Below are 24,657 nucleotides of genomic sequence, written 5' to 3'. Positions count from 1 at the left end.
TGTTTGTTTTAAAGCGCCTGGATCTTTGCAGTGAGCGCTGGCACAAATTCCTTCAGGTCGGCAACAATCAACACATCGGCGACTTCGCCGATCGGGGCGTCTTTGTCGGTATTGATCGCCACCACGAATTCCGATTTCTTCATCCCGGCCAGATGCTGGATCGCGCCGGAAATACCGCAGGCTATATATAATTTGGGTGAGACGGTCTGTCCGGTGGTTCCGACCTGACGACTGTGATCGGCCCACTCGGAATCAACCACCGGGCGACTCGCCCCATACTCCCCTTTGAGAGCTTTGGCCAGAGCTTCGATGATGGCCAGGTTCTCCGGTTTGCCGATACCGCGACCGGCGCTGACGATTACCTCTGCCCTGGAGAGGTCGACTCCCCCTGCTTCGGCTTCTTCATAACCGCAGAACTCTACCTGTGCGGCGGCACCGGTATCGATCGGCACTACTGTCGGAGTGCCGCTCGGTGCGCCTTCCAGACCGAACGCCCCACCCTGAAGAGTCAAAATGATCTGACTTGTTTTTGCTTTAACATCACGTCTTAACTTGGAGTTACAGGCCGGTGCAACCGGAATCCCATCAACGATATCGACAACTTCAGAAATCTGGGCGGCATTGAGTGCCAAAGCTATACGCGGCGCCAGATCCCAGCCATACGAACTGTGGGAAAAGACCACCATATCGGGTTGTTCTTTGGCAATAACATCAAGCAGAAGTTGTTTATGAACCGCCGGGTTATATTCGCCATATTTGCCAGCATCGGCCAGATAGAGCGTCCCGTTATAGGCCGGGAGGGTGCTCTGTGCACCGACCAGGAACATGGCGCTTTCTGCATCGAGTTGCTGTGCGAAGGCGACGAGTTCATAACTGCTGTTGAGCAGTTTGCCGTCTCTATATTCTGCAACGAGTAAGGTTTTCATTTTTTCCTCCCAAGAGCCTGTCTGGTTTGACGGGCCGTAACGAAAAAGTGGATGTTTGAGGCCAGATTCATGGGAATCTAAGAGCGAATAGTTGCGCTATCTGTCGAAGATTGCCGTAAATATGGACCAATCAGCCGATTTTGCAGTAGGTCCTTGTTAAGCCAGATAGGCTCTTACGCCAGCACGGCAGTTTTGTCTTTCAGGATTTTAATCAGCTGATCGGCGAGATCCCCCACCGCACCTTCAAGGACCAATCCTCCCCCCCTCTTCTCCGGGAAGTACATCCTGGCCGTCTCCTGCTTACTTTCAACCTTATGCAACTCTGCAACCGGGATCGAGAGCAGCTCCTTCTTCTTTGCTTTCATGATATTCGGCAGGGTCGGATAGCGTGGAGTGTTAAGACCGAGCTGACAAGTCAAAAGCGCCGGGGCCGTCGTCTTGATGAGCGCCTTGATGCCACCTTCGAGTTCACGTTTGGCGGTTATCTGACCGGCATCAAAGGCAAAGTCGACGATGGTCGTGATACTCGGAATTCCTAGCATCTCTGCAACCAACACCCCAACCTGTCCTGAACCACGATCCTGAGACTGCATCCCGGTAAAGATGAGATCGAACTCCTTGCCTTTGGCAAATGCGGCGATTATCGATGCGATTTCATAGGGATCCTTTTTGAAAGAGTCGTCGTCGCTGATGTGGACGCCGCGATCACACCCCATCGCCAGAGCCTTCTTCATCATCTCCTTGACCCGATCCGGACCGATCGAGAGAACCGTCAGGTCGGCCTCGTCGACCTGGGTCTTAAGCTGCACCGCCTGCTCTACCGCGTATTCGTCATATTCGTTCATCCGCCAGGCGAGATCCGAATTGTCGTACCAGTTTCCTTCGCTATTCAGCTTGAATTTTGATTCCATATCGGGAACCTGCTTGATACAGACCAGAATTTTCATCGTTAACCTCCCGCTATTTTAAGTTGAACTCATTCAACAGAGCCTTTTGCAATCGTCCTCTTACGTCATTCCCGAAGTGATTTTAATCGGGAATCCAGTTCTTTAACTGGTTGAAAATGCAGGATCTTTTGATAGAGGCATTGTTGGGATGACAACCTTTTACAAAAGGCCCGACAGAATCGATTTTTATACATCCAACCGCTCGACCAGAATCTCGGCGATATCCTTCGGCGTCAGTTGACCCTCGAGTTCCGCCCCTTTGACCCCGTCCTCGAACATGGTCAGACAAAACGGACAGTTGGAGACCAGCGTTGACGCGTCTGTCTCCGCCGCCATCTTCACCCGGGTTTCGCTGATCCGGCTGCCGAGCTTCTCCTCTGCCATAATCCGGCCGCCACCGGCGCCGCAACAGAAACTCTCCGCCCGATTTTTAGTCATCTCATTGAGCTTGATTCCGGCCGCCGCAAGTAGCGCGCGCGGTGCTTCGTAAATGTCGTTGTAACGACCAAGATAACAGGAATCGTGATAGGTGCAGTTTAACGGATTGTCAGGGGTGAACTTCAAACGGCCCTCCCCCAGCAGTTTTTCGAGAAAGACGGTGTAATGTTCCACCGGAGTATCGAAATCAAGATCGCGATAATCCTTGGCCAAGGTGTTGAAGCAGTGCGGACAGGTGGTGACAATCTGTTTGACTTCATACTGTTTGATCAGCGCGATGTTTTCTGCAGCAACAGACTGATAGAGATATTCATTCCCCATTTTGCGGACCGGTTCGCCGCAACATTTTTCCTCTTTTCCAAGAATACCGACCTTCACTCCGGCCGCCGTACAGAGCCTGATAAACGCCTTGGCGATCGCCTGATTCCGTTTGTCAAACGAGGCATAACAGCCGACGAAGTAGAGGATGTCGACATCCGGATCTTCGGACAACAGCTTGACGTCGAGACCTGCAGCCCAGTCGCCGCGCGTCGCGTAACCGATGCCGAGAGGGTTGCCGTTGACTTCGACCTGATTCACCGCCGTCATCACCTCTTCACCGGGGAATTCCCCTTCCATCAGTACCAGATTGCGCCGCATATCGAGGATCTTGTTGACATGTTCGATACTCGCCGGACAGATCTCCTGACAGGCGCGGCAGGTGGTACAGGCCCAAAGAACGTCGGTGGAGACGGTCTCGATCAAATTCGCCTCGGGAGAAGTAAAAGCGACCTCACCAATTTGATTGACCACTTTCATCGGTGATAGCGGTTTGTCCGTTGCATACGCCGGACAACGATCCTGACACCGCTTGCAAACGGTACAGGCGTCCGCATCAAAAATATCTTTCCAGCTCAGATCGGTCAGATGTGCAGTGCCAAACGATTCAGCCGCTTCATCCTCCAGGTCGAGGGTGACCATATTCCCTTTCGGCCCACGGTCGACAAACAGATAGTTAGCGCTGGTGGTGAAGATATGACGAAATTTTGAAAACGGGATCGAAATAATAAAGCCGATGACCAGAAACAGATGCAGCCACCAGGTCGCCTTGTGCAAGGAACGCAACGCTTCCGGGTCGATAGGCGCCATAGCTTTGGCGAAAACCAGCCCGACCGGCGACCAGATCGCCAGGGGGGTGCCGAGTTCGGTCACCGCCATGCGTGCCCCTTCGATGACGAAGCCGGTGATCAGGATTGTGAACAGCAGACCGTGCATGAGCAGATCGTCTTTTGTATTCGCCAGACCTTCAGGACGGACGATATAACGGCGGACAAACAGGCCAGCCAGCATGACAATCGCGACCAGACCGGCGATATCAAGGGTGATCGAAAAAAGTTTATAAAATGTGCCGGTGAGAAATTTGATATCGAACAGAGGGTCGGTAAAATCGGCCTGTACCACAATCAGGCAGGTGCCGATAAAGAGGAGCAGAAATCCCCAGAAGAAGAGCGCATGAGTCCATCCCGGCCCTGCAACCCGCAGCAGTTTACTCTGCAGCAGGATCGAGCGCACTGTATCGATAATGCGCCGATCAAGCTGGTCGGTCCGGTTCAGCTCCTGTCCTTGACGATAAACCTTGATACGCTGCCAGAATCCGTATCCTAATATTACGAAGGCGAAAAACGTCAGCAGATACATCGGGATCAAGACCCCGGCCGAGCTGCCGACATTCCAGTAGATTTCACGCGTAAATTCCATCTTGCCTCCGCTGACTAAAACATTTTTGTTATCGACAAATCATGGAGCCGATGACAACTCGCTGGATTTCGCTGGTCCCCTCGTACAGTTCGGTAATCTTGGCGTCACGCATCATCCGTTCGACCGGATAATCCCGGGTGTAACCGTAGCCGCCGAACACCTGCACCGCCTTAGTCGTCACCTGCATCGCCGTCTCCGACGCGAACAATTTGGCCATCGCCGCGTCTTTAGAATACGACAGTCCGGCGCTGGCACGATAGGCGGCCTGGTAAACCAGCAGCCGCGCGGCCTCAATCTGGGTCGCCATATCGGCGAGCATGAACTGCACCGCTTGAAAACCGGCAATCGGCTGGTCGAACTGCTTGCGCTCTTTGGCGTAGGAAACGGCTGCGTCGAAGGCCCCTTGAGCGATGCCGAGCGCCTGTGAAGCGATGCCGATGCGGCCGCCGTCGAGGGTCTTCATGGCGATTTTGAACCCTGAACCCTCAGGGCCAAGCAGATTGTTGATCGGAATCCGACAATTTTCAAATACCAGCTCGCGGGTCAACGATGCGCGAATCCCCATCTTCTCTTCCTTCTTGCCGAAAGCGAAGCCAGGGGTCTCCTTTTCGACGATGAAGGCGCTGATGCCATGATGTTTTTCAGCATGCTTGTCGGTACGGGCAAAAATGATGTAGATTTCGGCCTCGCCGCCGTTGGTGGTGAAAATTTTCGTACCGTTGAGCACCCATTCATCGCCGTCGCGCAGAGCAAAGGTCCGGGTGCCGCCGGCATCAGAACCTGCGGAGGGCTCAGTCAGACCGAAGGCCCCCATTTTCGACCCTTCGGCCAGTGGGGTCAAATAATTTTGCTTCTGCTTTTCGCTGCCGAAGAGGTAAATCGGATTGGCACCGAGCGACAGGTGTGCTGACAGGGTTACGCCGGTTGACGCACAGACCCGCGATAGCTCTTCAACAGCAATCGCATAACTGAGATAATCGGCTCCGGCACCGCCAAACTCTTCCGGGACTATAATTCCGGTCAGACCGAGCTCACCCAGTTTGTCGAACATCAGCACACGATCGAACCGTTCCTGTTCGTCGCGCTCCTTGCTCCCCTCGGCGAGTTCGTTTTCTGCGAAGGCGCGGACGGTGTCGCGAATCAATTTTTGCTCTTCGGTCAATTGAAAGTTCATAATCATTCACCTCACTATTTATGAAGGAAAACGGTCGGTCGTTTTCCAATGAAAGCCCGCATACCCTCTTTTTGATCCTCGGTAGAAAACAGCAACGCAAACAGATTCCCCTCAAAAGCGAGAGCTTCAGCTAATGGCATATCGAGCCCTTTGCTGATCGCCTCCTTGGCCATGGCAACACCGACTCCGCCGTTAGCGACGATGGTGTTTGCGGTTTGCAGCGTCGCTTCGAGCAGATCGACCGCTGGCACGACCCGGTTGACGATTCCGAGCGTAGCCGCGCGTTCGGCATCAATCATCTTTCCTGTGAAAATCAGTTCACGGGCGATATTCGCTCCGACCAGGCGGGAGAGCTTCTGCGTTCCACCGAAGCCGGGCATGATACCGAGGGTCGTTTCAGGAAAACCGAATTTCGACCCCTCCGCCGCATAGATGAAATCGCAGGCGAGTGCCAGTTCGAAGCCGCCGCCGAGGGCATAGCCGTTAACCGCGGCAATCACCGGTTTCGACAACCCGGCAATTTGTGCCAGAATTTTTTGCCCCTGACGGGCAAAGGCCGCCGCAGCGAGAGGATCGAGTCCTGCCATCTCCTTGATGTCAGCCCCGGCAACAAAGGCTTTATCTCCGGCACCGCTCAACACGATAACCCGGACAGCGTCGTCCTGTGCCAAAGCGCACAGAGCGCTTTCCAGTTCGGCGAGAGTGTCGCGATTAAGTGCATTGAGCTGCGGCGCTCTGTCGATCAGTAATAGCGCCACGCCCTCTTTCTTGGTCCAGTTGAGATTTTTCAAATGCATCGCTCACCTCAATTGTAAGAGTAGAATCCCTGGCCGCTCTTTTGGCCCAGACGACCGGCTGCAACCATTGTGATCAGTAGCGGGCAGGGGCGGTATTTCGGATCGCCATACCCGCCCTGCAGCACATTCATGATTGCCAGCACCGTATCCAGACCGATGAAATCCGCCAGAGTCAGTGGTCCCATCGGCTGACCGGCACCGAGCGTCAGCGCCGTGTCAATATCCTCCACCGAGCCGACCCCTTCGAACAGGGCAAACATTGCCTCATTGAGCATCGGAATCAGGATCCGATTGACGATGAAGCCCGGATAATCCTGAGCTACCGCCACCTCTTTTCCCAATGATTTTGCGAGTTCGACAGTCGCCGCAAAGACCCTGTCCGAAGTCGTTAAGCTACGGATCACTTCGACAACCTGCATCCTCGGCACCGGATTCATAAAATGCATACCGATCACCTGAGCGGGACGCCTGGTAACCGCCGCCAGTCTGGTAATCGAAATAGAGGAGGTATTACTCGCCAGAATCGTCTCTGGTGCGGCGATGGCATCGAGTTGTCGGAACAGTTCCAGTTTGAGATCTTCAATCTCCGGAACCGCTTCGATAATGACGTCGCAGTCGGAGAAATCGTGCAGATCGATCGTTGTCTCAATACGACCGACCGCCGCTTCCAATGCTGCATCTGTCATAACATTTTTCACCACCTGGCGGTGTAGATTTTTACGGATTTTCGCCAGACCATTCTTTAATTGCGTCTCGCTGACATCGAACAGCAAGACATTATATTCTGCCAGCGAGGAAACCTGAGCAATTCCGCATCCCATCTTCCCTGCCCCGACAATCCCTATCTTCAACATCAGTTCACCTTTTCAAACAGCGCGGCGACCGCTTCACCACCACCGATACAGAGTGTCGCCAATCCGTAGCGAACCTGCCGCCGCTGCATTTCATTCACAACGGTTGCGACCAGGCGGCCACCACTGGCACCGACCGGATGTCCGAGCGCCACCGCGCCGCCATTGACATTGACCTTGTCAGGGTCGAGGTCGAGTTTTTTGATCGCCATCAGCGGGACCGCGGCAAACGCCTCATTGATTTCAAACAGGTCGACAGAACCAACCGCCACCCCCGCCAGGGCGCAGACCTTTTCAATTGCCCCAATCGGAGCTGCGGCGAAACGATCAGGATGGATGCTGTGGCTCGTGTATGCCAGCAAGCGCGCCTTTGGCGTCAGATTATATCGTGCGACCGCCTCCGCATCGGCGAGTAGACCGAGTGCTGCACCGTCACTAATGGTCGAAGCGTTGGCGGCGGTAATCGTCCCCTCTCTGGCAAAAACCGGCTGCAGGGAACTGATTTTATCAAACTTCACCCGAAAGGGTTCCTCGTCAGCGTCAATTGTTTTCTCGACACTTCGGGAAGTTATGACCACCGGCACAATTTCAGCATTGAAAAGTCCGTTTGTCACGGCCTGCTGCGCACGTTGATACGAGCGAATTGCATAAGCGTCCTGCGTCGCGCGATCAAGGCCGTATTCGGCGATCAACGCTTCTGTCACCTCCCCCATGTGCCGACCGGTATATGGATCACGCAGGGCATCGTGCAACAATAGATCGACCGCTTCACTGTTCCCCATGCGCATGCCATAACGGGCGGCAGGTAGAGCATAGGGAGAAAGAGACATGTTTTCCATCCCCCCGGCAATCACCAACTGAGCCCGGCCGAGCCGAATCGCATCGGCCGCCAGCATCATCGCCTTTAAGCCGCTGCCGCAAACCTTGTTAATGGTCATCGCAGGGGTCGTATCGGGCAAGCCGGCAAAACGCAATGCCTGTCGCGCTGGCGCCTGGCCGGAGCCGGCTTGCAAAACTTGACCGATGATCACCTCGTCAATCGTCTCGGGCGTAAGTGCGGGTTGTTTCAATAGACCGTTGATCACTGCCGCCGCCAATTCTGGCGCAGCGACGCCGGCGAGTTTCCCGCCGAAGCTAGCGAAGGGGGTTCTGAGCGATTCAATTAAAAAAACATCCTGCATGTCAGCTCCATTCCTGTTTGTGATTTTGTCTACAATAATTTTACCTTACGTTAAAGTCAACCAAAAATACAACAGCATTCTATAAAAACTAAATTGTTTAAAAACCTTATGAATAGAGGATTTAAAATATTGACAGAATTGTAAACATGATGATATTTTTCTAAAAAAAACGTACGTAAAGGTGAGCATAATGATAAATAATGAGAATAACTCAAGTCCGGGTGTCGACCTGGTGCAGATCGGCGATCTGGCCGAGCAACTCGGTATCACCACCCGTACCATCCGTTATTATGAAGAGATTGGACTGATGGGGCTCTCACAGCGTGTCGGCACCGGTGCACGGCAGTACGGCCGCGACGAAATACGTCGTCTGAAGTTCATCCTCAAACTGAAGAATCTTGGCATCGATCTGAAGGAGATGCGGGAGTTGGCCGACCATTTCGATGCACATAATCAATCCTTCAACTCTCAACAGCGTCAATTCAGCACTATCACACCGCGGCTTCTCGAAATCCTCGATCTGAACATCCACAAGGTTGATGAAAAAATTTCAACCCTTTCATCCTTGCGAAAAGATATTGTTGATTACCGCTTGCGCATTCTAAACGACTTAAAGGAGCAGAAACCATGACCAGAGTTGCCATTATTCTTAGCTTGCTGACGACTTTTGTCTTTACCGGTTCTGCAACTGCGGCGGAATTCAAGGGAGTCACCCTCCCCGACAGTGACCGTCTGGAGGGGCAAACCTTACAGCTCAATGGCTAGGGGATGCGCACGAAGTTTTTCTTCTCGATCTATGTCGGCGCGCTCTACACTCCATCCCGGGTGACGGATGCCGCCGAGGTGATGAATCCTGACCTCCCCAAAGTAATCCGCATGCATTTTGTTTACGACGAGGTGTCGGCACAGAAACTGCGCGACGGTTTTGCCGAGAGCACTGACAACAATATACCAGAGTTCAGCAAGAGTGCTGATGCGCAGAAATTTTTGCAGATTTTTGATTTTGATGCAGTTAAAAACGATACGATCGATATGCAGTTTACCCCTGGCGGCAGACTTACCGTTCTGTACAACGGCAAGCTGGTCGGCCTGGTTGATTCGCCGGCGGCAACCAAGGCGGTGCTGAATATCTCCTTTGGCGCGGAACCGATCGAAAGTTTAAAAGAAGGGATGCTCGGAAAGTAACATGACTGAAATCAAGAAATATTCAATCCCGGTCGAATTGCGTTTCGCTGATCTGGATGCCTACGGTCATGTCAACAATGCCGTCTACTTTACTTTGCTGGAGACGGCGCGCACCAAACTGTTTCACGATAAGTTCATCGAATTCATGGGGCAGTCGTTGCTGTTTCTGGTGGCGAAGGCAGAATGTGAATACAAACTTCCGATTGGACTCGACGATGTCATGATCATTACGCTGGAGATAGCGCGGGTCGGCAATTCGAGCTTTGACATCGATTACGTCCTGCACAACGGGGACGGCAAACTGTTCGGGCTGGCAAAAACGGTGATGGTCTGCTACGACGGCAAGGCAAAAAAACCAACCCGCATCCCGAAGAGTCTCAAGCAGATGATGCTGGCCGACTGAAAACAAGGTCGCGAGGAGAGACAATATGCTGCTCATCTGCACCGGGACGGGGCCTTTTCTTATGGGGCCCCGTTGGCGTTGAAAATTGTTATAGCCGGGTTTCATGGTGGCTTCAATACAGCACTCCCCGTTCACTACGAAGACGCCGACAGGCACGGGGCGCAAAGAACAGCCCCGTCAGATGCGGCAGATGCGCACCGAGTGCGTCCCTCGTACACAGTCCCTTGAATTCCTCACTCTGCGAACCCGACATGCTCCATGCAATGGCAGGCCCTTTTCTGCTTACTCTTTTGGGCCAGCAAAAGAGTGAGGCGGCAGCGGGCCGCGACCCGCGAAGTTGTTTTTCGATTCAGTAGGAAATTGGATCATAATCCGGCGGGTTTCGTCCCGCCAGCCGACATCCTTTTGCCCGGCAGCAAAAGGATGCAAAAGTGCCTGTGCTTGCAGCGGGTATGGTGGTCGCGTATATCTGTGCTTTTAATAAGCACCAATCTTCCGCGCCATCCAAGTCCCCCTTCTCCAATTTCTGGCGGAAGATCAGTAACGCAATCCCAAAAAAGAACAGGCGGCCCGTCTCGCAACGCGCCGCCTGTTCTTCCCCGCTGGGCTCAACTCCCCGGCAACAACCGGCGAAGTTTCTTCTTGATGCCACTGATCACATACGGCTTCAGCCGCCCCTTTTCTTTGAGAATCGCCTTGAGCATGTCACGGCGTTTCTCCGGGGGAAGCGGTCGCTCCGCCCGTTCAACCAGACGCAATGCGCCGCGCTTGCACACCGGAATACACGCCCCGCAGCCAAGACAGGCCGGCTCGTCAAGGTAGGCGTAACGCCCCGCTTTCTCACTGCAACTGGCCGGGGTGAGCGCCTTGACGTTGCAGGCGGCAAAGCAGAGACCGCAGCCATTACAGGCATCTTTGTCGATCTGCGCCAGAAACGGCGTCTTGCCGATGCCATCCTGATAACCGGCCTGGACCCCGAGCATCAACTCGCAGCAGCAGGAACAGCAATTGCAGATAAACGATGGCTGGTGGCGGATATTATCGGTGATGTGGGTCAGATTGTGGGTGCGGGCGGTGTCGAGGATCGCCAGCAGTTCGGCTTTGCTCTGTTCTCTGGCAAAGCCGCGCCGCGCCATGAACCTGGCCGCGCTCCCCAATGAAATACAGATATTCTCGACCGGCGCGCCCTTGGCGCAGGTCGCGTCGAGATGCTCCTTTTTGTGACGGCAGTAACACATGCCGACTGCCCCGAACGAACTGTTCTCGATGATCTGACGGGCATCTTCGTAGCTGGTCACTGTGGAGCTGACCGGAATCTGGTTTGCGTAGACCAGTGAGCGGGTCAGACTGGTCTTGCTGCCGAAAAACTCGCTCGCCTGGCCGGTCTGCGGATTTTCGTACATGTACTCGGCCATCAGCCTGGCCAGCTCGGCCAGCGGCAGGTCGGCGCGGTTTTTCATAAAGGTAAATTCAAAAAAGCCGATCAGCCCCGGCATCAGCAGGTAGTAGGTTTTGCCGCCGTAGGGCATATCCATCACCAGCCCCTTGTCGGCCATCTTGTCGAGCAGCGGTGTCAGCGCTGGAGCCGCGATCCCGGTGGCCCGCACCAGCTCCGGCAACGTCGCTTCCTCCAGCGGAAAGCACGAGGCGATGAAGGCCTCTTGCTCATCAAAGAGCAGTGCCAGAATCTCGCGCAACTTTTCGTTATCGACCAGCCCGACCGGATATTTGTTGAGTCGGTCGATCAGCGGCACGATGCTGTCTTTGGAGCCGAGATGATGTCCCATCGGGTTGTCCTTTCTATTTTTTATTCACCACCCGTTCGCCGCGCTCACTGGAGACACGGAGGGCACGGAGAAAAGCACTGAAACTCAGGAGGAATAACAATCCCGTAGCGCCAGCACCTGGCCGTTCCACACCCGTTCAAACCTGGCATCGTCAAGCTCCGGCTGCTTGATCATCTGGCGGAAGAGTTCTTCCTGTGCGGCGCTGTTCTTGTGATCGAGGAGCATGCGCAGCGCAAAGGCCGAGAAATCCTTGACCAGAAAGGTGAAGATCTGTTCGAGCAGATCGTCGTCGAGCGCATAGATGCGACTGTTCTCCAGAATCAGCTGGGCGTAGGCGATGAGGGTGAAGAGTTCGCCGGCGGCGAGCATATAATCGATATTGGCGCTCTGCTGAGCGTCCGGCGGCGCGTCCTGGAGCAGACGACGGAAGAGTTCGAGCTGTGCGCGGAAGATCAGCACATTCGGCAGTTCGATCCTGGCGTAGGGGCGGCGATAATCGGGAAAGCGGACTTTGCCCAGACCGCCGGTAAACTGGCGGAAAAGGTAATTATCGTCCCCGGCCTCGTTGCGCCGGGGGAGATCTGGATAGTCGAGCGGCGCGAAGAAATAGTTGCGCACGAACTTGATGATCAGCGCCATGTTGACATGCTCGGTCCCTTCGAGCTTCGGCAGCATACCGATATCGCGGATCGCCATCTCGAAATAGGTGTCCTGCTCGAAGCCTTTGGCGGCGATAACATCATGGAGCATGCCGACCACCTGCTCCCCCTGACCGGTCACCTTCATCTTGACAATCGGGTTATAGAGCAGATAGCGGCGGTCGTCGTCGGTGGCATTGCGCAGATAGTCAGCCGCGCGCCAGGCGAAGAGTTTCATCGCCGTCAGGCGCGCGTAGGCTTCAGTAAACAGTTTGCGTACATGCGGGAAGTCGGTCACCAGGCCGCCGTAGAGGGTGCGACCGGCGGCGTGGTTGAGCGCCTCGTAAAAGGCGTGGGTGGCCATACCGACCGCCGCGCAGCCGAGTTCTAACTTGCCGATATTGACGGTATTGAGCGACGAATTCCAGGCCAGTTCGCCGCGCGAAAGCATGTCGGCGGTCGTGATCGGATAATCGTGCAGGGCAAACTCGGCGACATAGGCCTGCCGCACACCCGAGGTGTCGATCTTTTTCACGCACTCGTAGGCGGGATGATCGGTCGCGACGACAAAGAAGACGTACTCACCGCTGTCGGCAATTTTGCCGAAGGTCGAGACCAGCGCCGCGCAGTTGCCGTTCCCGATATAATATTTGGAGCCCCGCGCCAGATAGGTACCGTCGCCCTGCGGGTGGAGGGTCATCGCGCTGGAGTAGAGATCGGCGCCGTGGTCTTTTTCCGACAGGCCGAAGGCAAAGACCCCGCCGTCACGGAGCAGCTGCGCCGTGCGCCGCTTCAGCGCCTCGTTATCCCCCATCCAGATCGGGCCGAGGCCGAGAATCGTCACCTGCCAGGCATACCAGTAACAGAGTCCATAGAATGCGAGAACTTCGTTGAACTCACTGAGCCGCCATGTGTCCCAGCGCACCGCGTCGCCCTCCCCGTACTCGGCGGGGGTCAACAGGGTGGCAAAGATCTGTTCGTCCTTGATGAATGCCAGAAAGTCCTCATACCAGACCATCGCCTGATCGTCGGCCTTGATCTGCGCCAGCCCCTTGGTTTCAAAAAATGCGATCGTCCGTTCCACGATCTCCCGCGACCGGGCATCGGCATGCTCACGCCAATAGCTTTTCGGATTGAACAACTTCATTCGTTTTCTCCGTCACAAGACTGTTAAAACCGCCTGGTGCCTACCGAAACCGCGAAAAATCGGCCGCGCGCCCGGCAAAAAACGCTGCCAACGCCTCGGCCGCTTCCGGCGACGCCAAGCGTTCCAGAAAGAGTTGTCCCTCTTCCGCCATCACGGCGGGAACGGTCGCGGCGGTGCTTTGCTTCAGCAGCCGCTTCGCCAGCCGCACCGCTGCCGGTGGCTGTTTGGCCAACTGTTGCGCCTGCGTCAGGGCGTGCTGAAAAACTTTGTTGCCCGGAAAAACATCGTTCACCAGCCCCGCTTCACAGGCGCGGGCGGCGCTGAACGGCTGGCCGAGCAGAATCATTTCGGCGGCGCGCGCATGACCAATCAATTGCGGCAGCAGCAGGCTGGACGCGGCCTCCGGGCAGAGGCCAAGGTTGACAAACGGGGTCTGAAATTTTGCGCTCTCCCCGGCATAGACCAGATCGCAGTGCAGCAGCATGGTGGTGCCGATGCCGATGGCCGGCCCGTTGACGGCGGCGACCAGCGGTTTGGTCGCCTGGCTGATGGCGGCGAGAAAATGAAAGACCGGGCTGTCCTGGCCGGTCGGCGGGTCCTGGGCGAAATCGCGCAGATCGTTGCCGCTGGTGAAACAGTCGGCGGTGCCGTGAATCAGCACCACCCGCATTGAATCATCCTGCTCGGCGCGTTGCAGCGCCGCCGCCATGTCGCTGTACATCTGACGGTTGATGGCGTTGAACTTGGCCGGGCGATTAATTCCGATGCGCAGCACCCCGCCAGCGGCCGCGACATCGATCAACGCATCATTATCAGCAAGCGTCATCATCCTGTACTCCCGTCATAGTTTTGTAACCGCCGCAAAAAAAGCGGGGGAATTTTTATTCCCCCCATCACATTGAGAGAGAGTCGGAGGCTCTCTGTGACAGCAACGACCACCCTGGCCGCGCCGACGGCTTTACCTTTACAATTTACGGCCTGTTGCATATCCCTGATGCACCGCATCGAAGACCATTGCCGGGCGTTTCGCGTCACCAATGACATGGCAAACAACCCCCTTGCCTTCGAGCTCTTGCTGCAACGGATTGACCGGGCGGGTGCCGGCCGCCAACACCACCGTGTCGGCACTGAATTCGACCACTTTCCCGCAATGTTCAGCCTTGACCGCTTGCGCGGTGATTTCCAGAGCTTTTGCCCCGGTCAACGTTTCGACCCCGTAGCGTTGCATGTCGTCGAGCATCACCCATCGGGTGGTTTTACCGAAATTGGCACCGAGCTTGTCGAGCATTTCCAGCACCACCACCTTGCGTGTTCCGTGCGTCGCCAGGGTTCGCAGTTCGGCGAGATCGGCGGCCTCGTGCACCAGCAGAAATTTCAGCGCATCTGCCGATAGCGTCCCCTGTTCGGCCAGCTCCAACGCCGTTTCCACCCCGACCGCACCGCCACCGATGATCACCACGTTGCGGCCGACCTCGACCTTGCCGGAAAGGACATCCCAGGCCTGCACCACATGTGATAACTCGGCGCCGGGGATCGGCGGGGTCAGGGCGGCACCGCCGGTCGCCATAATCACCACCTCCGGCTGAAGTTGCTCGACCAGCGCCCGATCGGCGCGAGTGCCGAGGCGCAGTTCAATCGCCGAGATTGCCACCTGCTGCGCCAGATCGGTGGCGAGCTGGACAAATTCTGCGCGCCCCGGCGCTGCCCCCGCCAGCAGCAGCTGCCCGCCGAGTCGGTTCGACTGTTCAACCAGCGTCACCCGGTGTCCCCGCTCACTCGCTGCCAGCGCCGCACTCATCCCGCCCGGCCCGCCGCCGATCACCAACACCGCTTTCGGCGTTTCGGCCCGGGAAAAATTTTCCTGCAACTCATGACCAGCGCGCGGGTTGCACAAACATTCGACCGCGCGCATTTCAAACAGGTGGTCGAAACATCCCTGGGCACAGGCGACGCAATGGACGATCTCCCGTTCCCGACCGGTGCGCGCTTTTTCCGGCAGCTCCGGGTCGGCGATCAGCGCCCGTCCCATGGCGACCATGTCGCAGCTGCCCTCGTTCAGCAGCTCCCGCGCAATTTGCGGATCGTTGATCCGATGACTGGCGATCACCGGTACCGTGACCACCTCTCGGATACTGCGGGCCAGATAGGCATAAACCCCGCGCGGCACCTTGGTCTGAATCTGCGGCACCCGCGATTCGTGCCAGCCGACGTTGACACAAAAAGCATCCGCCCCGGCGGCTTCGAGCTGGCGGACAAATTCACGCAGCGGCTCCCGCCCGATGCCGTTCGGCATGAAATCGTTGCCGTTGACCCGCACAAGCAGCGGGAACTCGGAACCCACTTCCGCCCGCACCGCGCGCACCACATCGAGTCCGAAACGCATCCGCTTTGCGGGGCTGCCACCATAGTCATCAGTACGCTGATTGGTCGCCGGGGAGAGGAAAGAGCTGACCAGATAACCGGTGCCACAGAGAATTTCAACCGCGTCGAAGCCGGCCTGCTTGACCCTGCCTGCCGCCGCCGCGAAACTGGCGATCGTCGCGGCAATTTCGTCCAAGCTCAGCGCATGCGGGGTCTCGCCGGTCAGCCGCGAAGCAGTTGCGGAAGGACCGACTGGCTGTTTGCCGCCGAGCAGCATCGAATGGTTATAGCGCCCGGCATGGTTGAGCTGCACTGAGGCGCGCGCGCCGTTTTCCTTGATCGTGTTCGCCAGGCGGGTCAGTCCCGGAATGAATTTGTCATCGTGGGCGCCGATGTGCATCGGATTGGCCGCCAGCTCATCGACCGAAGCATACCCGACCGTGATCATCCCCGCCCCGCCTCGCGCCCGTGCGGCGTAAAAAGCCAGCAGCTGCTCGGTCACCTGATAGTTGCGACACATATTCAGATGCATCGCCGGCATGTAGATGCGGTTCGCTATTTTCATCTGGTTGATCGTGATCGGGGTAAACAATGGGTCTGCTGACATAACGGTTCCTTCCCCTGCGGACATTAATTTTCTGTCAGCCCGAAGGCGGTTAAAGCTTCGTCCAGTAAGTGGGGCCGGGTCAGATAGTCCTGCATGAACAGAATTTCGGAGGCCTTCAGATACGTCACCACCGGATTGTCCAGTAATTCGCCGAAGAGCGTCGCGACAATCCGGCTCACCGGCGTGCCGACCGCGAATTGTGCCAGATGCGCTGCCCGTTCACGTAATTTGGCAACATAAAAACTGACGACGGCGTCGATCCTGGTGGCACTGTAGCGATGGCCAGGCAGTACGTTGCGCCCCCGCAGCTGTCGGAACTTGACCAGACTGGCACAGTAGGCGGCGTAATTATCGAAACGTCCGGCAAAGGTGCGCAGGTCGATTTCGAGGAGCGGCGACTGAAAAATATTCGCCAACAGGATATCGCCGCTGATCGCGCTCTCGCCGAGGAGAAAAATCAGGTCACTCTGCGAATGTCCGGCACAGTGCAGATAATCGACCCCAAGCTGCTGCACTTGCGGCGAAAATTCGAGCACTTGATAATGCTCCGGCGGCTCCGAAAAAAGGCCGACATGGCTCCCTTGTTCGTAGAGCCGTTGCTGAAACTCGTCGTCAAACCCCATCTTCGTCAGTTCGTGCTTCAGCAGTTGCAGACGCTGCTGCTGATGGTGCAGTTTCAGTGCGTCGAGTTCTGACAGATAAACCGTCGCGCCGCTGGCCGCCTGAATTTTACCGACCTGACCGCAATGATCGATGTGCCAGTGGGTCAGGAAAATGTGCTTGAGTCGTGACAGGTCAACCTCCCGACAGAGCGTCTCCCAGGCGGAAATCGTCGGCGGTCCGGTATCGAACAGCACCAGTTCCCCCGCCAGCTCAGTGGTGTAGAAGTGGCAGTCCCCGACCATATAGGGGGTCGCTACAGTATGTTGACGGATCATAATGGACTCACGGCAGGGCAGGGCACCGAACCGGCCAGGCCGGTCCGGTGCTTGACGACAGTTCGATTAAAACAGGTATTTTTCCGATTCCAGGGCCGCATTCGCCAGCGTGCGCTTGGCCGCTAACAAGCCGCTGGCATCGTATTTGGCAAAACGCCGGATACCGCTGAGAATCATCGTCAGGGTATCGCCTTCCTCGACATAGAAGGCACCCTTCCTGGCGGCGGTACTGATGATTTCCGTGGCACTAAAAGCGCACACCTTGACCGCCGCCAGCAGCAATTCGCGTTTCGCGGCGCTGGCCGCCGCATAGTTTTTCTCGGCCCGCAGCACGGCACTTTCGAGGGCAAAGATCTGGATCGAAATATCAGCGGCGGCGAGCAGGATTTCCTGCTGATCGGCCAACTTGTCCATGAACTTCTGCACTGCCGCACCGGAGAGGATCAAAAACAAGGTCTTGAGATTTTTCAGCAGCGCCTTCTCCCTCGCCAACAGGACAGTGTCGTCGATCTCCTCGAACGACGGCGTCATCAGCGACTCGAACGCCTTCATTGCTTCTTTCTGCAACGGCAGTTCACCCTTCATTGATTTGCGCAGGATCATCCCCGGAATCAGCAGCCGGTTGATTTCGTTGGTGCCTTCAAAAATCCGGTTGATGCGCTCATCCCGGTAGAAACGCTCGGCCGGATACTCACTGACAAAGCCGTAACCGCCGTGGATCTGCAACACTTCATCGACGGTGTGCCCCAGCACCTCACTGCAGTAGACCTTGGAGATCGCACACTCCGGGGCATATTCCTCGATCCCCTTCTGATACTCCTCGTAGTAGTTGTCGATCCCTTTTTCGATCGTCGCCAACTTGGTGTCGAGTAGCCCGGCCAGCCGGTAGACCAGTGATTCTGCGGCAAAAATATCGGCGCTAAGATCGGCGATCTTTTCCTGAATGGCACCGAACGAACCGATCGTCTTGCCGAACTGTTTGCGCTCGTTAGCGTATTTGATCCCTTCGACCAGAGCCATCTTCGCCGCGCCGGTCACCCCGGCACCGAGCTTGAAGCGACCGACATTGAGGACGTTGAAAGCGATCTTGTGCCCCTTGCCGATTTCACCGAGCACGTTTTCCACCGGCACCTTACAGTTATCGAGGATGATCTGGGTGGTCGAGGAGCCCTTGATCCCGAGTTTTTTCTCTTCGGCACCGACCACCAGCCCTTCGAAATCGCGCTCAACCAGAAATGCGGTAAAGTGCTGTTTGTCGATCTTGGCAAAGACCGTGTAGAGCTTCGCAAACGAGCCGTTGGTGATAAACTGTTTGGTACCGTTCAACAGGTAATGCTTGCCGTCTTCAGAGAGGGTTGCCGATGCGCTGGCGCCGAGGGCGTCGCTGCCGGAACCGGGCTCGGTCAGACAGTAGGCGGTGATCCACTCGCCGGAAATGATTTTGTCCAGGTACTGCTCTTTCTGGGCCGGCGTGCCGTAATAGACCAGGGGCAAGGTGCCGATACCGGTGTGGCAGGCAAAGGCGACAGAAAACGAGCCGGAGGGGGCAATTTTTTCTCCGACCAGCATGCTGGTCGCCTTGTCGAGTTCGAGCCCGCCGTACTCCTCCGGCGCATCGAGCATCAACAGCCCGAGTTCGCCGCACTTGCGCATCCCTTCGACCACCAGATCAAAATTCTGATTATCGATCTCCTCCAGATGCGGGAGGATTTCATTGGTGACAAACTGCTCGGTTGTTTCAGCAATCTGCTTCTGCTCGTCGGTAAATTCCTCGGGGGTAAAGACCTCGTCGCAACCGACTTCTGCCACCAGATATTCGCCCCCTTTATAGATCCGTTCACTCATACTTCACCTCATCTGATTGATTGTATAGAGTCGGGCCCCAACGGACCGTTCTACAGTTTTTCGAAAATGCCGGCCGCGCCCATACCGCCGCCGATACACATCGACACCATGCCGTATTTCGCCTCCCGACGCCCCATCTCCGCCAGCAGCGTCGCCGACAGTTTGGCGCCGGTGCAACCAAGTGGATGCCCGAGAGCGATCGCTCCGCCGTTGACATTGACGATTTCCGGATCGAGCCCGAGCTCGCGAATCACCGCCAGCGATTGTGCCGCGAATGCTTCGTTTAATTCGATCAGACCGAGATCGCTCTGCTTCAGACCGGCCATTTTCAGCGCCGCCGGAATCGCTTCAAGCGGACCGATTCCCATCAGTTCAGGCGGGACACCCTTCACCGCAAAAGCGATAAAGCGGGCGATCGGGTCGATGGCAAGTTTCTTCATATAAGCCTCGGACACCACCAATACAGCCGCCGCACCGTCAGTCATCTGCGACGAATTTCCGGCGGTAACGCTCCCGTCGAGTTTGAACGCCGGCTTCAGTCTGGCGAGTCCTTCGAGGGTCGTATCGTCCCGCACACCATCGTCAATCGATACGGTTTCACGTTGTTTCTTAACCTTGTTCTTTTCCAGCACGACCTGTTCAACTTCAACCGGGATGATTTCATTCGTAAATCGGCCGGCTTTTATGGCAGCGGCGGCTTTAAGATGACTCGCCACTGCGAACGCATCCTGATCGGCGCGATTGATGCCGTATTTTGCAGCGACAAGTTCGGCGGTGATCCCCATCGAAGCGTAACTTTCCGGCCATTCACCCACCAAAGACGGATTGGCACTGTATTTGTTCCCCCCCATCGGCACCATACTCATCGACTCGGCGCCACCGGCGATAATACAATCGGCAAATCCGGCCATAATCCGCTCAGCAGCAGTCGCGATTGACTGCAGGCCGGAAGAGCAGAAACGATTGATGGTTTGGGCTGGCACCTGATATGGTACGCCTGCTTTCATTGCGGCGGTCCGCGCAAAGTTCATCCCTTGCTCCCCTTCCGGAAAGGCGCAACCGACAAGAATATCATCGACTTCAATGGCGTCGATTCCGGTTCGTTCAATCAATCCCCTGATTGCGGCGGCGGCCAGATCGTCAGGACGCGTATCTTTAAACTTCCCTTTTTTTGCGCGACAGCCCGGGGTTCGGTAAGCTGCCAAAATGTATGCTGAACTCATTATGTCCTCCACTATTCTCGTCGGCGCGACGGCTGAATCACGACCGCGCTGTTCGTCTGATTAATTACGGAGCGGCTTCCCTTTTTTGAGCATGTGCTGGATCCGCTCGGCGGTCTTTTTATGGCCACACAGTTTCAGGAAACCTTCCCGTTCAAGATCGAGCAGATACTGCTCGGTGATCAGGGTTCCGGCCGGCACATCGCCGCCGGTGATAACATCGGCTATCACTCCGCCCATGACCGCTTCGTACTCGGTCGCAAAACCGCCCTGAGAGAGGTTCCACAACTGGCTCTTGATGCTCGCCGCAACGCTGCGCCCGGGTGCCGGGATCGCCTCTTCCGGCTTGCCGGGACGGTAGTTGGTCGCCAGAGCGAGTACCTTCTGCTTGGCGTCGGCGAGCAACCGGTCGAAATTCATGGTGATCGAATCCCCTTCACGCAGGTAGCCGAGATCCCGCATTTCTGCCGCCGACATCGACACCTTGGCCATACCGATATTCTGGAAATTTTTAAAGATAAAGGGGGTGACGTCGGTGTCGTACTGTTTGGCCAGGTTAACCGCCCGCAGGCACATCTCTTTGGTGCCGCCGCCAGCCGGGAGGAGTCCGACGCCGATCTCAACCAGCCCCATGTAGGTTTCCGCGTAAGCTGTGATCGCGTCAGCATGCAGACTGAATTCGCATCCGCCGCCCAGAGTCATGTTGAAGGGGGCTGCCACCACCGGGATTTTGGCGTATTTGACCGCTATGGTCGCTTTCTGGAAGGCGCGCACCGCCATGTCGATATCCTCAAAAGCCCCTTCGGCCAGCGCGACCGCCATCAGCATCAGATTGGCACCGACCGAAAAATTGCCCCCCTGATTGCCGATCACCAGACCGACCCCTTCTTGCTCGGCCCGCTTGATCGCTTTGTGGGTCATCGCCAGAATATCGCCGGTGATCGCATTCATCTTCGAATGGAATTCTAAGCCGAACACGCCATCGCCGAGATCGAGCAGCGAACAGTTTCCGGTTTTTTCAACGACGTTCCCCGCTTTTTTGAGGATCTGAAGGTTGATTTCCCCCTCAACCGGCTCTATTTCGCGGTACTCGCCGGCGATCAGATCATAAAACTGCTTCTTGCCACCCTCGAACCTGTAGAAGCTCTCTACACTCTTCAGCACTTCCGGGACGGCGACGCCATCCTTCTCGGCACGTTTAACAAACGCCTTCACGCCGATCGCATCAAGCATTTCGAACGGCCCGAGTTCCCAGTTGAACCCCCACTTCATGGCGTTATCGACATTGACGATATCGTCAGCAATTTCGGGAATCCGTTTGACCGTATAGATCAAGGAATCGCGCAGGGTGCGCCAGGCAAATTCCGCCGCCTGATCGTTACCGGCAACCACCATTTTCAGCCGTTGCGCCGGGTCGTCGATCATTTTAACCGCTTCGACCGAGGCGAACTTCGGCTTGGTGATCGGTTTGTAAGTGTCATCGGTGTAGTCAAGATAAGAGATCTTGCGCCCCTCGGCTGTGTTCTCTTTAAGGTAAAACCCCTGTTTCGATTTATTCCCCAACCGCCCGGCTGCGACCATTTTGGTCACATAGTCAGGAACCTTGAACACCTCACGTTCTTCGTCCTCGGTGAGGTGTTCATAGGAGTTATTTCCCACGTGTGCCAGGGTGTCGATCCCGACCAGGTCGGCAGTCTTGAACACCGCGCTTTTCGGACGGGCGGTCGCCGGACCGGCGACCGTGTCGACTTCTTCTACCGTCATCCCCATGTCGACCATGTGCTGCATGCCGTTATACATGGCATAGACACCGATGCGATTGGCGATAAAATTCGGGGTGTCCTTGGCGTAAACGATCCCCTTGCCGAGTCGGCGGGAAAGGAAGTCAGCCATATCGGTGAGCAGTGCCGGGTCGGTTTCGCTGCAACCGACGACTTCGAGCAGACGCATATAACGTGGCGGATTAAAGAAATGCGTGACCAGAAAATTCTTGCGCACTTCGGGGGGGAGATCTTTGGCCATTTCATTGACCGACAGGCCGCTGGTGTTGGTCGACAGGATCGCACCGGCAGAGAGATGCGGGACAACCGTTTCGGCAAAGAGTCGTTTTTTGATTGCCATGTTTTCGATGACGACCTCAACGATCCAGTCGCAATCCTGCAGTTTAGTGGCGTCGTCTTCGAAATTGCCGATTTCGATCTGCCGGGCGAATTGTTGATGCTGAAACGCCGCCGGCTTCATCTGGATCACCGCCTTCAGCCCATTGGCTGCGATCCGGTTGCGCACCTGCGGGCTCGCAAGGGTCAGCCCCGCCTGCTGTTCCGCGTCGGTCAACTCTCGCGGGACAATGTCAAGCAACAGCACGTCAAGCCCTGCATTGGCAAGATGGGCGGCAATGGTTGCACCCATCACCCCTGCGCCGAGAACGGCCGCTCGATTGATTTGCCTCATCCTTTTCCTCCATTTTCGTTTTTGTTCTGATGACCGAAACCGTTTCCTTCGGCGTAATAGAGCGAATCGATCTTCTCTTTATATTTCTGGTAAATGACTTTGCGCTTGAACTTCAGCGTCGGCGTCAGCTCGCCCCCCTCCTCTGAAAATTCCCTCGGGAGAATCACGAATTTTTTAATCGTTTCGTATGAAGGCAACTTGGCGTTCGCCTCAGCGATCCGTTCTTCAAAAATCTTTTGGACCTTGGCGTTGGCGACCAGATCTTCCAGATCAAAATAATCGATCCGTTCCTGATGAGCGAGTTCGATCAATCGTTCTAAATTCGGTGTGACCAGGGCGACCAGATAGGGGAGTCGATCACCATGCACAAAGGCCTGGGAAATATATTTGTCGAGCTTGAGTTCATTTTCAATCGGCTGTGGCGCAATATTTTTCCCCCCGGCGGTGATGATGATCTCTTTTTTGCGATCAACAATGTAGACATAGCCCTCGGCATCGATCCGGGCGATATCCCCGGTACTCAACCAACCGTCTTTCAACACCTCGGCCGTCGCTTCCGGGTTCTTGTAATAGCCCTGCATCACTTGCGGCCCCTTGAGCATCAACTCCCCGTCGTCGGCCAGTTTTGCCTCGGTCTGCATCAGGGGGCGGCCGACCGAGCCGAAACGGAGCTCTTTGACGCTGTTCAAGGTCACCGCCGGACTGGTTTCAGTCAGTCCGTACCCTTCACATGTCGGGATACCGATAATCCACATAAATTCATTGATTGTTTTATCAAGAGGAGCGCCACCGGAAATAAACAGGCGCAGCCGACCGCCGAAACGCTGCCGAATTTTCTTGAAAACCAGATGGTCAGCCAACCGATACTTCACCCCGAGGAGCCCGGTTTTTTTCTGCTGAACATACTTGCAATAGATATACTCCCGGCCGATTTCGACCGCCTTGTGGAACATCTTCCGTTTCAACGGATTCATCTGATGGACATTTTCATAAATCCGCGAATAGATCTTCTCAAACAGACGGGGGACGCTGACCATCATGGTTGGGCGGACTTCGATGATATTCTCCACGACTTTTTCAACACTCTCAGCAAAAGCGATATGACAACCATACATCAGAGCGGCGTGATATCCGGCAGTTCGCTCCAGAACATGACAGAGTGGCAAAAAACTGAGAAAGGTCTCATGGGAGGGCATCCCCCCGAGCTTCTCCACCCCGTAATGGGCGTCGAAGAGCATGTTGGCATGCGTCAGCATCACTCCTTTGGGCGCGCCGGTCGTGCCGGAAGTGTAGATGATCGTCATCAGATCATTGCTGCCGATCAATTCGATTCCGGCTTCTATTCTACCCTGCTCCTCTTCGGTCAACGGGTGAGAAATTTCAGAGAGTTGATAAAGGGTATTCACCGGAAACTCCCGTGAGCCGAGAAATCGTTCAAAAGAGAAAACGTGGCGAACCCCGGAAATCTTCTCGCGAACAGACAATAGCTTTTCATATTGTAATCGGTTAGAAACAAAAACGATCTCAGCCCCGCAATGATTGATCACATCGGCGACCTGTTCTGGTGTGTTGGTTGCGTAAATCGGGACCGTGATGCCGCGTGCCATCTGCGTACCGAGATCGGAAATCACCCAACCAGTGCGATTCTCGGAAAGGATCGCTACCCGATCACCCGGTTGAAGGCCGGTCTTTATCAGCCCGCGTGACGCCATTAACACCCTCTGATACAAGTGCTCATAGCTTAACGTTATATATTTACCTTCCTTCTTGAAGCTGACAACCGGCAGGGTCGCATATTTCACCGCAGACTTCTTAAACATTTCAGGAATGGATTGATACGGTATGGACGTCATCTTGGCACCTTTTACCTTTGGGGGCGATTAAAAAATACATTACTCTTACGTTCACGTCAATCAATTTTGAAAAAATTTTATGTTTTATTACACTGCCATATTTTTATCTTGCATGCGGTGACTTGAGGCAGACGGGTCTCCCCCGACCGACCGGTCGGGGGAACTGTAATA

Annotated in this window: 20 protein-coding genes; 4 read left to right on the top strand and 16 right to left on the bottom strand. The window is 55.6% G+C overall.

Going from position 1 to position 24,657, the window contains the following annotated elements; all coding sequences use genetic code 11:
• Positions 1-8: 8 nt before the first annotated feature.
• From K0A93_05045 to K0A93_05015, 7 genes are all read right to left on the bottom strand, one after another.
• Entirely contained in the window at positions 9-926 is a 918-nt protein-coding gene (locus tag K0A93_05045) for an electron transfer flavoprotein subunit alpha/FixB family protein (GenBank protein MBW6511475.1), read from the bottom strand.
• Positions 927-1,099: 173 nt separating this feature from the next.
• Positions 1,100-1,873 (bottom strand): electron transfer flavoprotein subunit beta/FixA family protein, encoded by a 774-nt coding sequence (locus K0A93_05040; GenBank protein ID MBW6511474.1) that lies wholly within the window; start codon positions 1,871-1,873, stop codon positions 1,100-1,102.
• 186 nt (positions 1,874-2,059) lie between these two features.
• Positions 2,060-4,048, bottom strand: a complete 1,989-nt coding sequence (locus tag K0A93_05035) for a 4Fe-4S dicluster domain-containing protein (protein ID MBW6511473.1) — start codon at positions 4,046-4,048, stop codon at positions 2,060-2,062.
• Between the two features lie 28 nt (positions 4,049-4,076).
• Positions 4,077-5,222 carry an acyl-CoA dehydrogenase gene (locus tag K0A93_05030; protein ID MBW6511472.1) on the bottom strand — a complete coding sequence of 382 codons (1,146 nt, stop codon included), beginning with the start codon at positions 5,220-5,222 and terminating at the stop codon, positions 4,077-4,079.
• 14 nt (positions 5,223-5,236) lie between these two features.
• Positions 5,237-6,019, bottom strand: a complete 783-nt coding sequence (locus K0A93_05025; protein ID MBW6511471.1) for an enoyl-CoA hydratase/isomerase family protein — start codon at positions 6,017-6,019, stop codon at positions 5,237-5,239.
• Between the two features lie 8 nt (positions 6,020-6,027).
• Positions 6,028-6,876 carry a 3-hydroxybutyryl-CoA dehydrogenase gene (locus tag K0A93_05020; protein ID MBW6511470.1) on the bottom strand — a complete coding sequence of 283 codons (849 nt, stop codon included), beginning with the start codon at positions 6,874-6,876 and terminating at the stop codon, positions 6,028-6,030.
• Positions 6,873-8,051, bottom strand: a complete 1,179-nt coding sequence (locus tag K0A93_05015; protein ID MBW6511469.1) for a thiolase family protein — start codon at positions 8,049-8,051, stop codon at positions 6,873-6,875. The genes K0A93_05020 and K0A93_05015 overlap by 4 nt, the downstream gene beginning before the upstream one ends.
• A 190-nt stretch (positions 8,052-8,241) precedes the next feature.
• On the opposite strand from K0A93_05015, the gene K0A93_05010 reads away from it, so the two are divergent.
• The 4 genes from K0A93_05010 to K0A93_04995 are packed head-to-tail and all read left to right on the top strand — an operon-like array spanning position 8,242 to position 9,639.
• On the top strand, positions 8,242-8,682 hold the full coding sequence (locus K0A93_05010; protein MBW6511468.1) for a MerR family transcriptional regulator: 441 nt from the start codon (positions 8,242-8,244) through the stop codon (positions 8,680-8,682).
• Positions 8,679-8,816 carry a chalcone isomerase family protein gene (locus tag K0A93_05005; protein MBW6511467.1) on the top strand — a complete coding sequence of 46 codons (138 nt, stop codon included), beginning with the start codon at positions 8,679-8,681 and terminating at the stop codon, positions 8,814-8,816. Before K0A93_05010 ends, K0A93_05005 begins: the two co-directional genes overlap by 4 nt.
• 3 nt (positions 8,817-8,819) lie before the next feature.
• On the top strand, positions 8,820-9,236 hold the full coding sequence (locus tag K0A93_05000; protein MBW6511466.1) for a chalcone isomerase family protein: 417 nt from the start codon (positions 8,820-8,822) through the stop codon (positions 9,234-9,236).
• Position 9,237: 1 nt separating this feature from the next.
• Positions 9,238-9,639 carry an acyl-CoA thioesterase gene (locus K0A93_04995; protein ID MBW6511465.1) on the top strand — a complete coding sequence of 134 codons (402 nt, stop codon included), beginning with the start codon at positions 9,238-9,240 and terminating at the stop codon, positions 9,637-9,639.
• A gap of 608 nt (positions 9,640-10,247) precedes the next feature.
• Here K0A93_04995 and K0A93_04990 read toward each other — a convergent pair.
• The 9 genes from K0A93_04990 to K0A93_04950 all read right to left on the bottom strand — a co-directional run bounded on the left by K0A93_04990 (position 10,248) and on the right by K0A93_04950 (position 24,486).
• Positions 10,248-11,426, bottom strand: a complete 1,179-nt coding sequence (locus K0A93_04990; GenBank protein MBW6511464.1) for a 4Fe-4S binding protein — start codon at positions 11,424-11,426, stop codon at positions 10,248-10,250.
• 84 nt (positions 11,427-11,510) lie between these two features.
• Positions 11,511-13,211, bottom strand: a complete 1,701-nt coding sequence (locus tag K0A93_04985) for an acyl-CoA dehydrogenase (protein MBW6511463.1) — start codon at positions 13,209-13,211, stop codon at positions 11,511-11,513.
• A 40-nt stretch (positions 13,212-13,251) separates the two neighbouring features.
• Positions 13,252-14,040 (bottom strand): enoyl-CoA hydratase, encoded by a 789-nt coding sequence (locus K0A93_04980; GenBank protein ID MBW6511462.1) that lies wholly within the window; start codon positions 14,038-14,040, stop codon positions 13,252-13,254.
• A 135-nt stretch (positions 14,041-14,175) separates the two neighbouring features.
• Positions 14,176-16,179, bottom strand: a complete 2,004-nt coding sequence (locus tag K0A93_04975; protein ID MBW6511461.1) for an FAD-dependent oxidoreductase — start codon at positions 16,177-16,179, stop codon at positions 14,176-14,178.
• 23 nt (positions 16,180-16,202) lie between these two features.
• The gene (locus tag K0A93_04970; GenBank protein ID MBW6511460.1) at positions 16,203-17,117 is read right to left on the bottom strand and encodes an MBL fold metallo-hydrolase; all 915 of its coding nucleotides are present in this window, start codon (positions 17,115-17,117) and stop codon (positions 16,203-16,205) included.
• 66 nt (positions 17,118-17,183) lie between these two features.
• Positions 17,184-18,962, bottom strand: coding sequence for an acyl-CoA dehydrogenase family protein (locus K0A93_04965; GenBank protein MBW6511459.1), 1,779 nt, complete (start codon positions 18,960-18,962; stop codon positions 17,184-17,186).
• A 50-nt stretch (positions 18,963-19,012) separates the two neighbouring features.
• Positions 19,013-20,185 carry an acetyl-CoA C-acyltransferase gene (locus K0A93_04960; GenBank protein MBW6511458.1) on the bottom strand — a complete coding sequence of 391 codons (1,173 nt, stop codon included), beginning with the start codon at positions 20,183-20,185 and terminating at the stop codon, positions 19,013-19,015.
• 60 nt (positions 20,186-20,245) lie between these two features.
• Positions 20,246-22,633 (bottom strand): 3-hydroxyacyl-CoA dehydrogenase/enoyl-CoA hydratase family protein, encoded by a 2,388-nt coding sequence (locus K0A93_04955; GenBank protein ID MBW6511457.1) that lies wholly within the window; start codon positions 22,631-22,633, stop codon positions 20,246-20,248.
• Positions 22,630-24,486: a long-chain fatty acid--CoA ligase gene (locus tag K0A93_04950; GenBank protein ID MBW6511456.1), complete on the bottom strand. Its 1,857-nt coding sequence runs from the start codon at positions 24,484-24,486 to the stop codon at positions 22,630-22,632. The genes K0A93_04955 and K0A93_04950 overlap by 4 nt, the downstream gene beginning before the upstream one ends.
• Positions 24,487-24,657 lie beyond the last annotated feature (171 nt).

Source organism: Desulfuromonadaceae bacterium, from assembly GCA_019429445.1.
GTDB lineage: Bacteria > Desulfobacterota > Desulfuromonadia > Desulfuromonadales > JAHYIW01 > JAHYIW01.
This window is presented reverse-complemented; position numbering and strand designations above follow the sequence as displayed.

What these genes read in the sequence shown, in the direction of transcription:
- K0A93_05045 (MBW6511475.1), bottom strand. Translation starts at nt 926, where the DNA reads ATGAAAACCTTACTCGTTGCAGAATATAGAGACGGCAAACTGCTCAAC.
- K0A93_05040 (MBW6511474.1), bottom strand. Translation starts at nt 1,873, where the DNA reads ATGAAAATTCTGGTCTGTATCAAGCAGGTTCCCGATATGGAATCAAAA.
- K0A93_05035 (MBW6511473.1), bottom strand. Translation starts at nt 4,048, where the DNA reads ATGGAATTTACGCGTGAAATCTACTGGAATGTCGGCAGCTCGGCCGGG.
- K0A93_05030 (MBW6511472.1), bottom strand. Translation starts at nt 5,222, where the DNA reads ATGAACTTTCAATTGACCGAAGAGCAAAAATTGATTCGCGACACCGTC.
- K0A93_05025 (MBW6511471.1), bottom strand. Translation starts at nt 6,019, where the DNA reads ATGCATTTGAAAAATCTCAACTGGACCAAGAAAGAGGGCGTGGCGCTA.
- K0A93_05015 (MBW6511469.1), bottom strand. Translation starts at nt 8,051, where the DNA reads ATGCAGGATGTTTTTTTAATTGAATCGCTCAGAACCCCCTTCGCTAGC.
- K0A93_05010 (MBW6511468.1), top strand. Translation starts at nt 8,242, where the DNA reads ATGATAAATAATGAGAATAACTCAAGTCCGGGTGTCGACCTGGTGCAG.
- K0A93_05005 (MBW6511467.1), top strand. Translation starts at nt 8,679, where the DNA reads ATGACCAGAGTTGCCATTATTCTTAGCTTGCTGACGACTTTTGTCTTT.
- K0A93_05000 (MBW6511466.1), top strand. Translation starts at nt 8,820, where the DNA reads ATGCGCACGAAGTTTTTCTTCTCGATCTATGTCGGCGCGCTCTACACT.
- K0A93_04995 (MBW6511465.1), top strand. Translation starts at nt 9,238, where the DNA reads ATGACTGAAATCAAGAAATATTCAATCCCGGTCGAATTGCGTTTCGCT.
- K0A93_04990 (MBW6511464.1), bottom strand. Translation starts at nt 11,426, where the DNA reads ATGGGACATCATCTCGGCTCCAAAGACAGCATCGTGCCGCTGATCGAC.
- K0A93_04985 (MBW6511463.1), bottom strand. Translation starts at nt 13,211, where the DNA reads ATGAAGTTGTTCAATCCGAAAAGCTATTGGCGTGAGCATGCCGATGCC.
- K0A93_04980 (MBW6511462.1), bottom strand. Translation starts at nt 14,040, where the DNA reads ATGATGACGCTTGCTGATAATGATGCGTTGATCGATGTCGCGGCCGCT.
- K0A93_04975 (MBW6511461.1), bottom strand. Translation starts at nt 16,179, where the DNA reads ATGTCAGCAGACCCATTGTTTACCCCGATCACGATCAACCAGATGAAA.
- K0A93_04970 (MBW6511460.1), bottom strand. Translation starts at nt 17,117, where the DNA reads ATGATCCGTCAACATACTGTAGCGACCCCCTATATGGTCGGGGACTGC.
- K0A93_04965 (MBW6511459.1), bottom strand. Translation starts at nt 18,962, where the DNA reads ATGAGTGAACGGATCTATAAAGGGGGCGAATATCTGGTGGCAGAAGTC.
- K0A93_04960 (MBW6511458.1), bottom strand. Translation starts at nt 20,185, where the DNA reads ATGAGTTCAGCATACATTTTGGCAGCTTACCGAACCCCGGGCTGTCGC.
- K0A93_04955 (MBW6511457.1), bottom strand. Translation starts at nt 22,633, where the DNA reads ATGAGGCAAATCAATCGAGCGGCCGTTCTCGGCGCAGGGGTGATGGGT.
- K0A93_04950 (MBW6511456.1), bottom strand. Translation starts at nt 24,486, where the DNA reads ATGACGTCCATACCGTATCAATCCATTCCTGAAATGTTTAAGAAGTCT.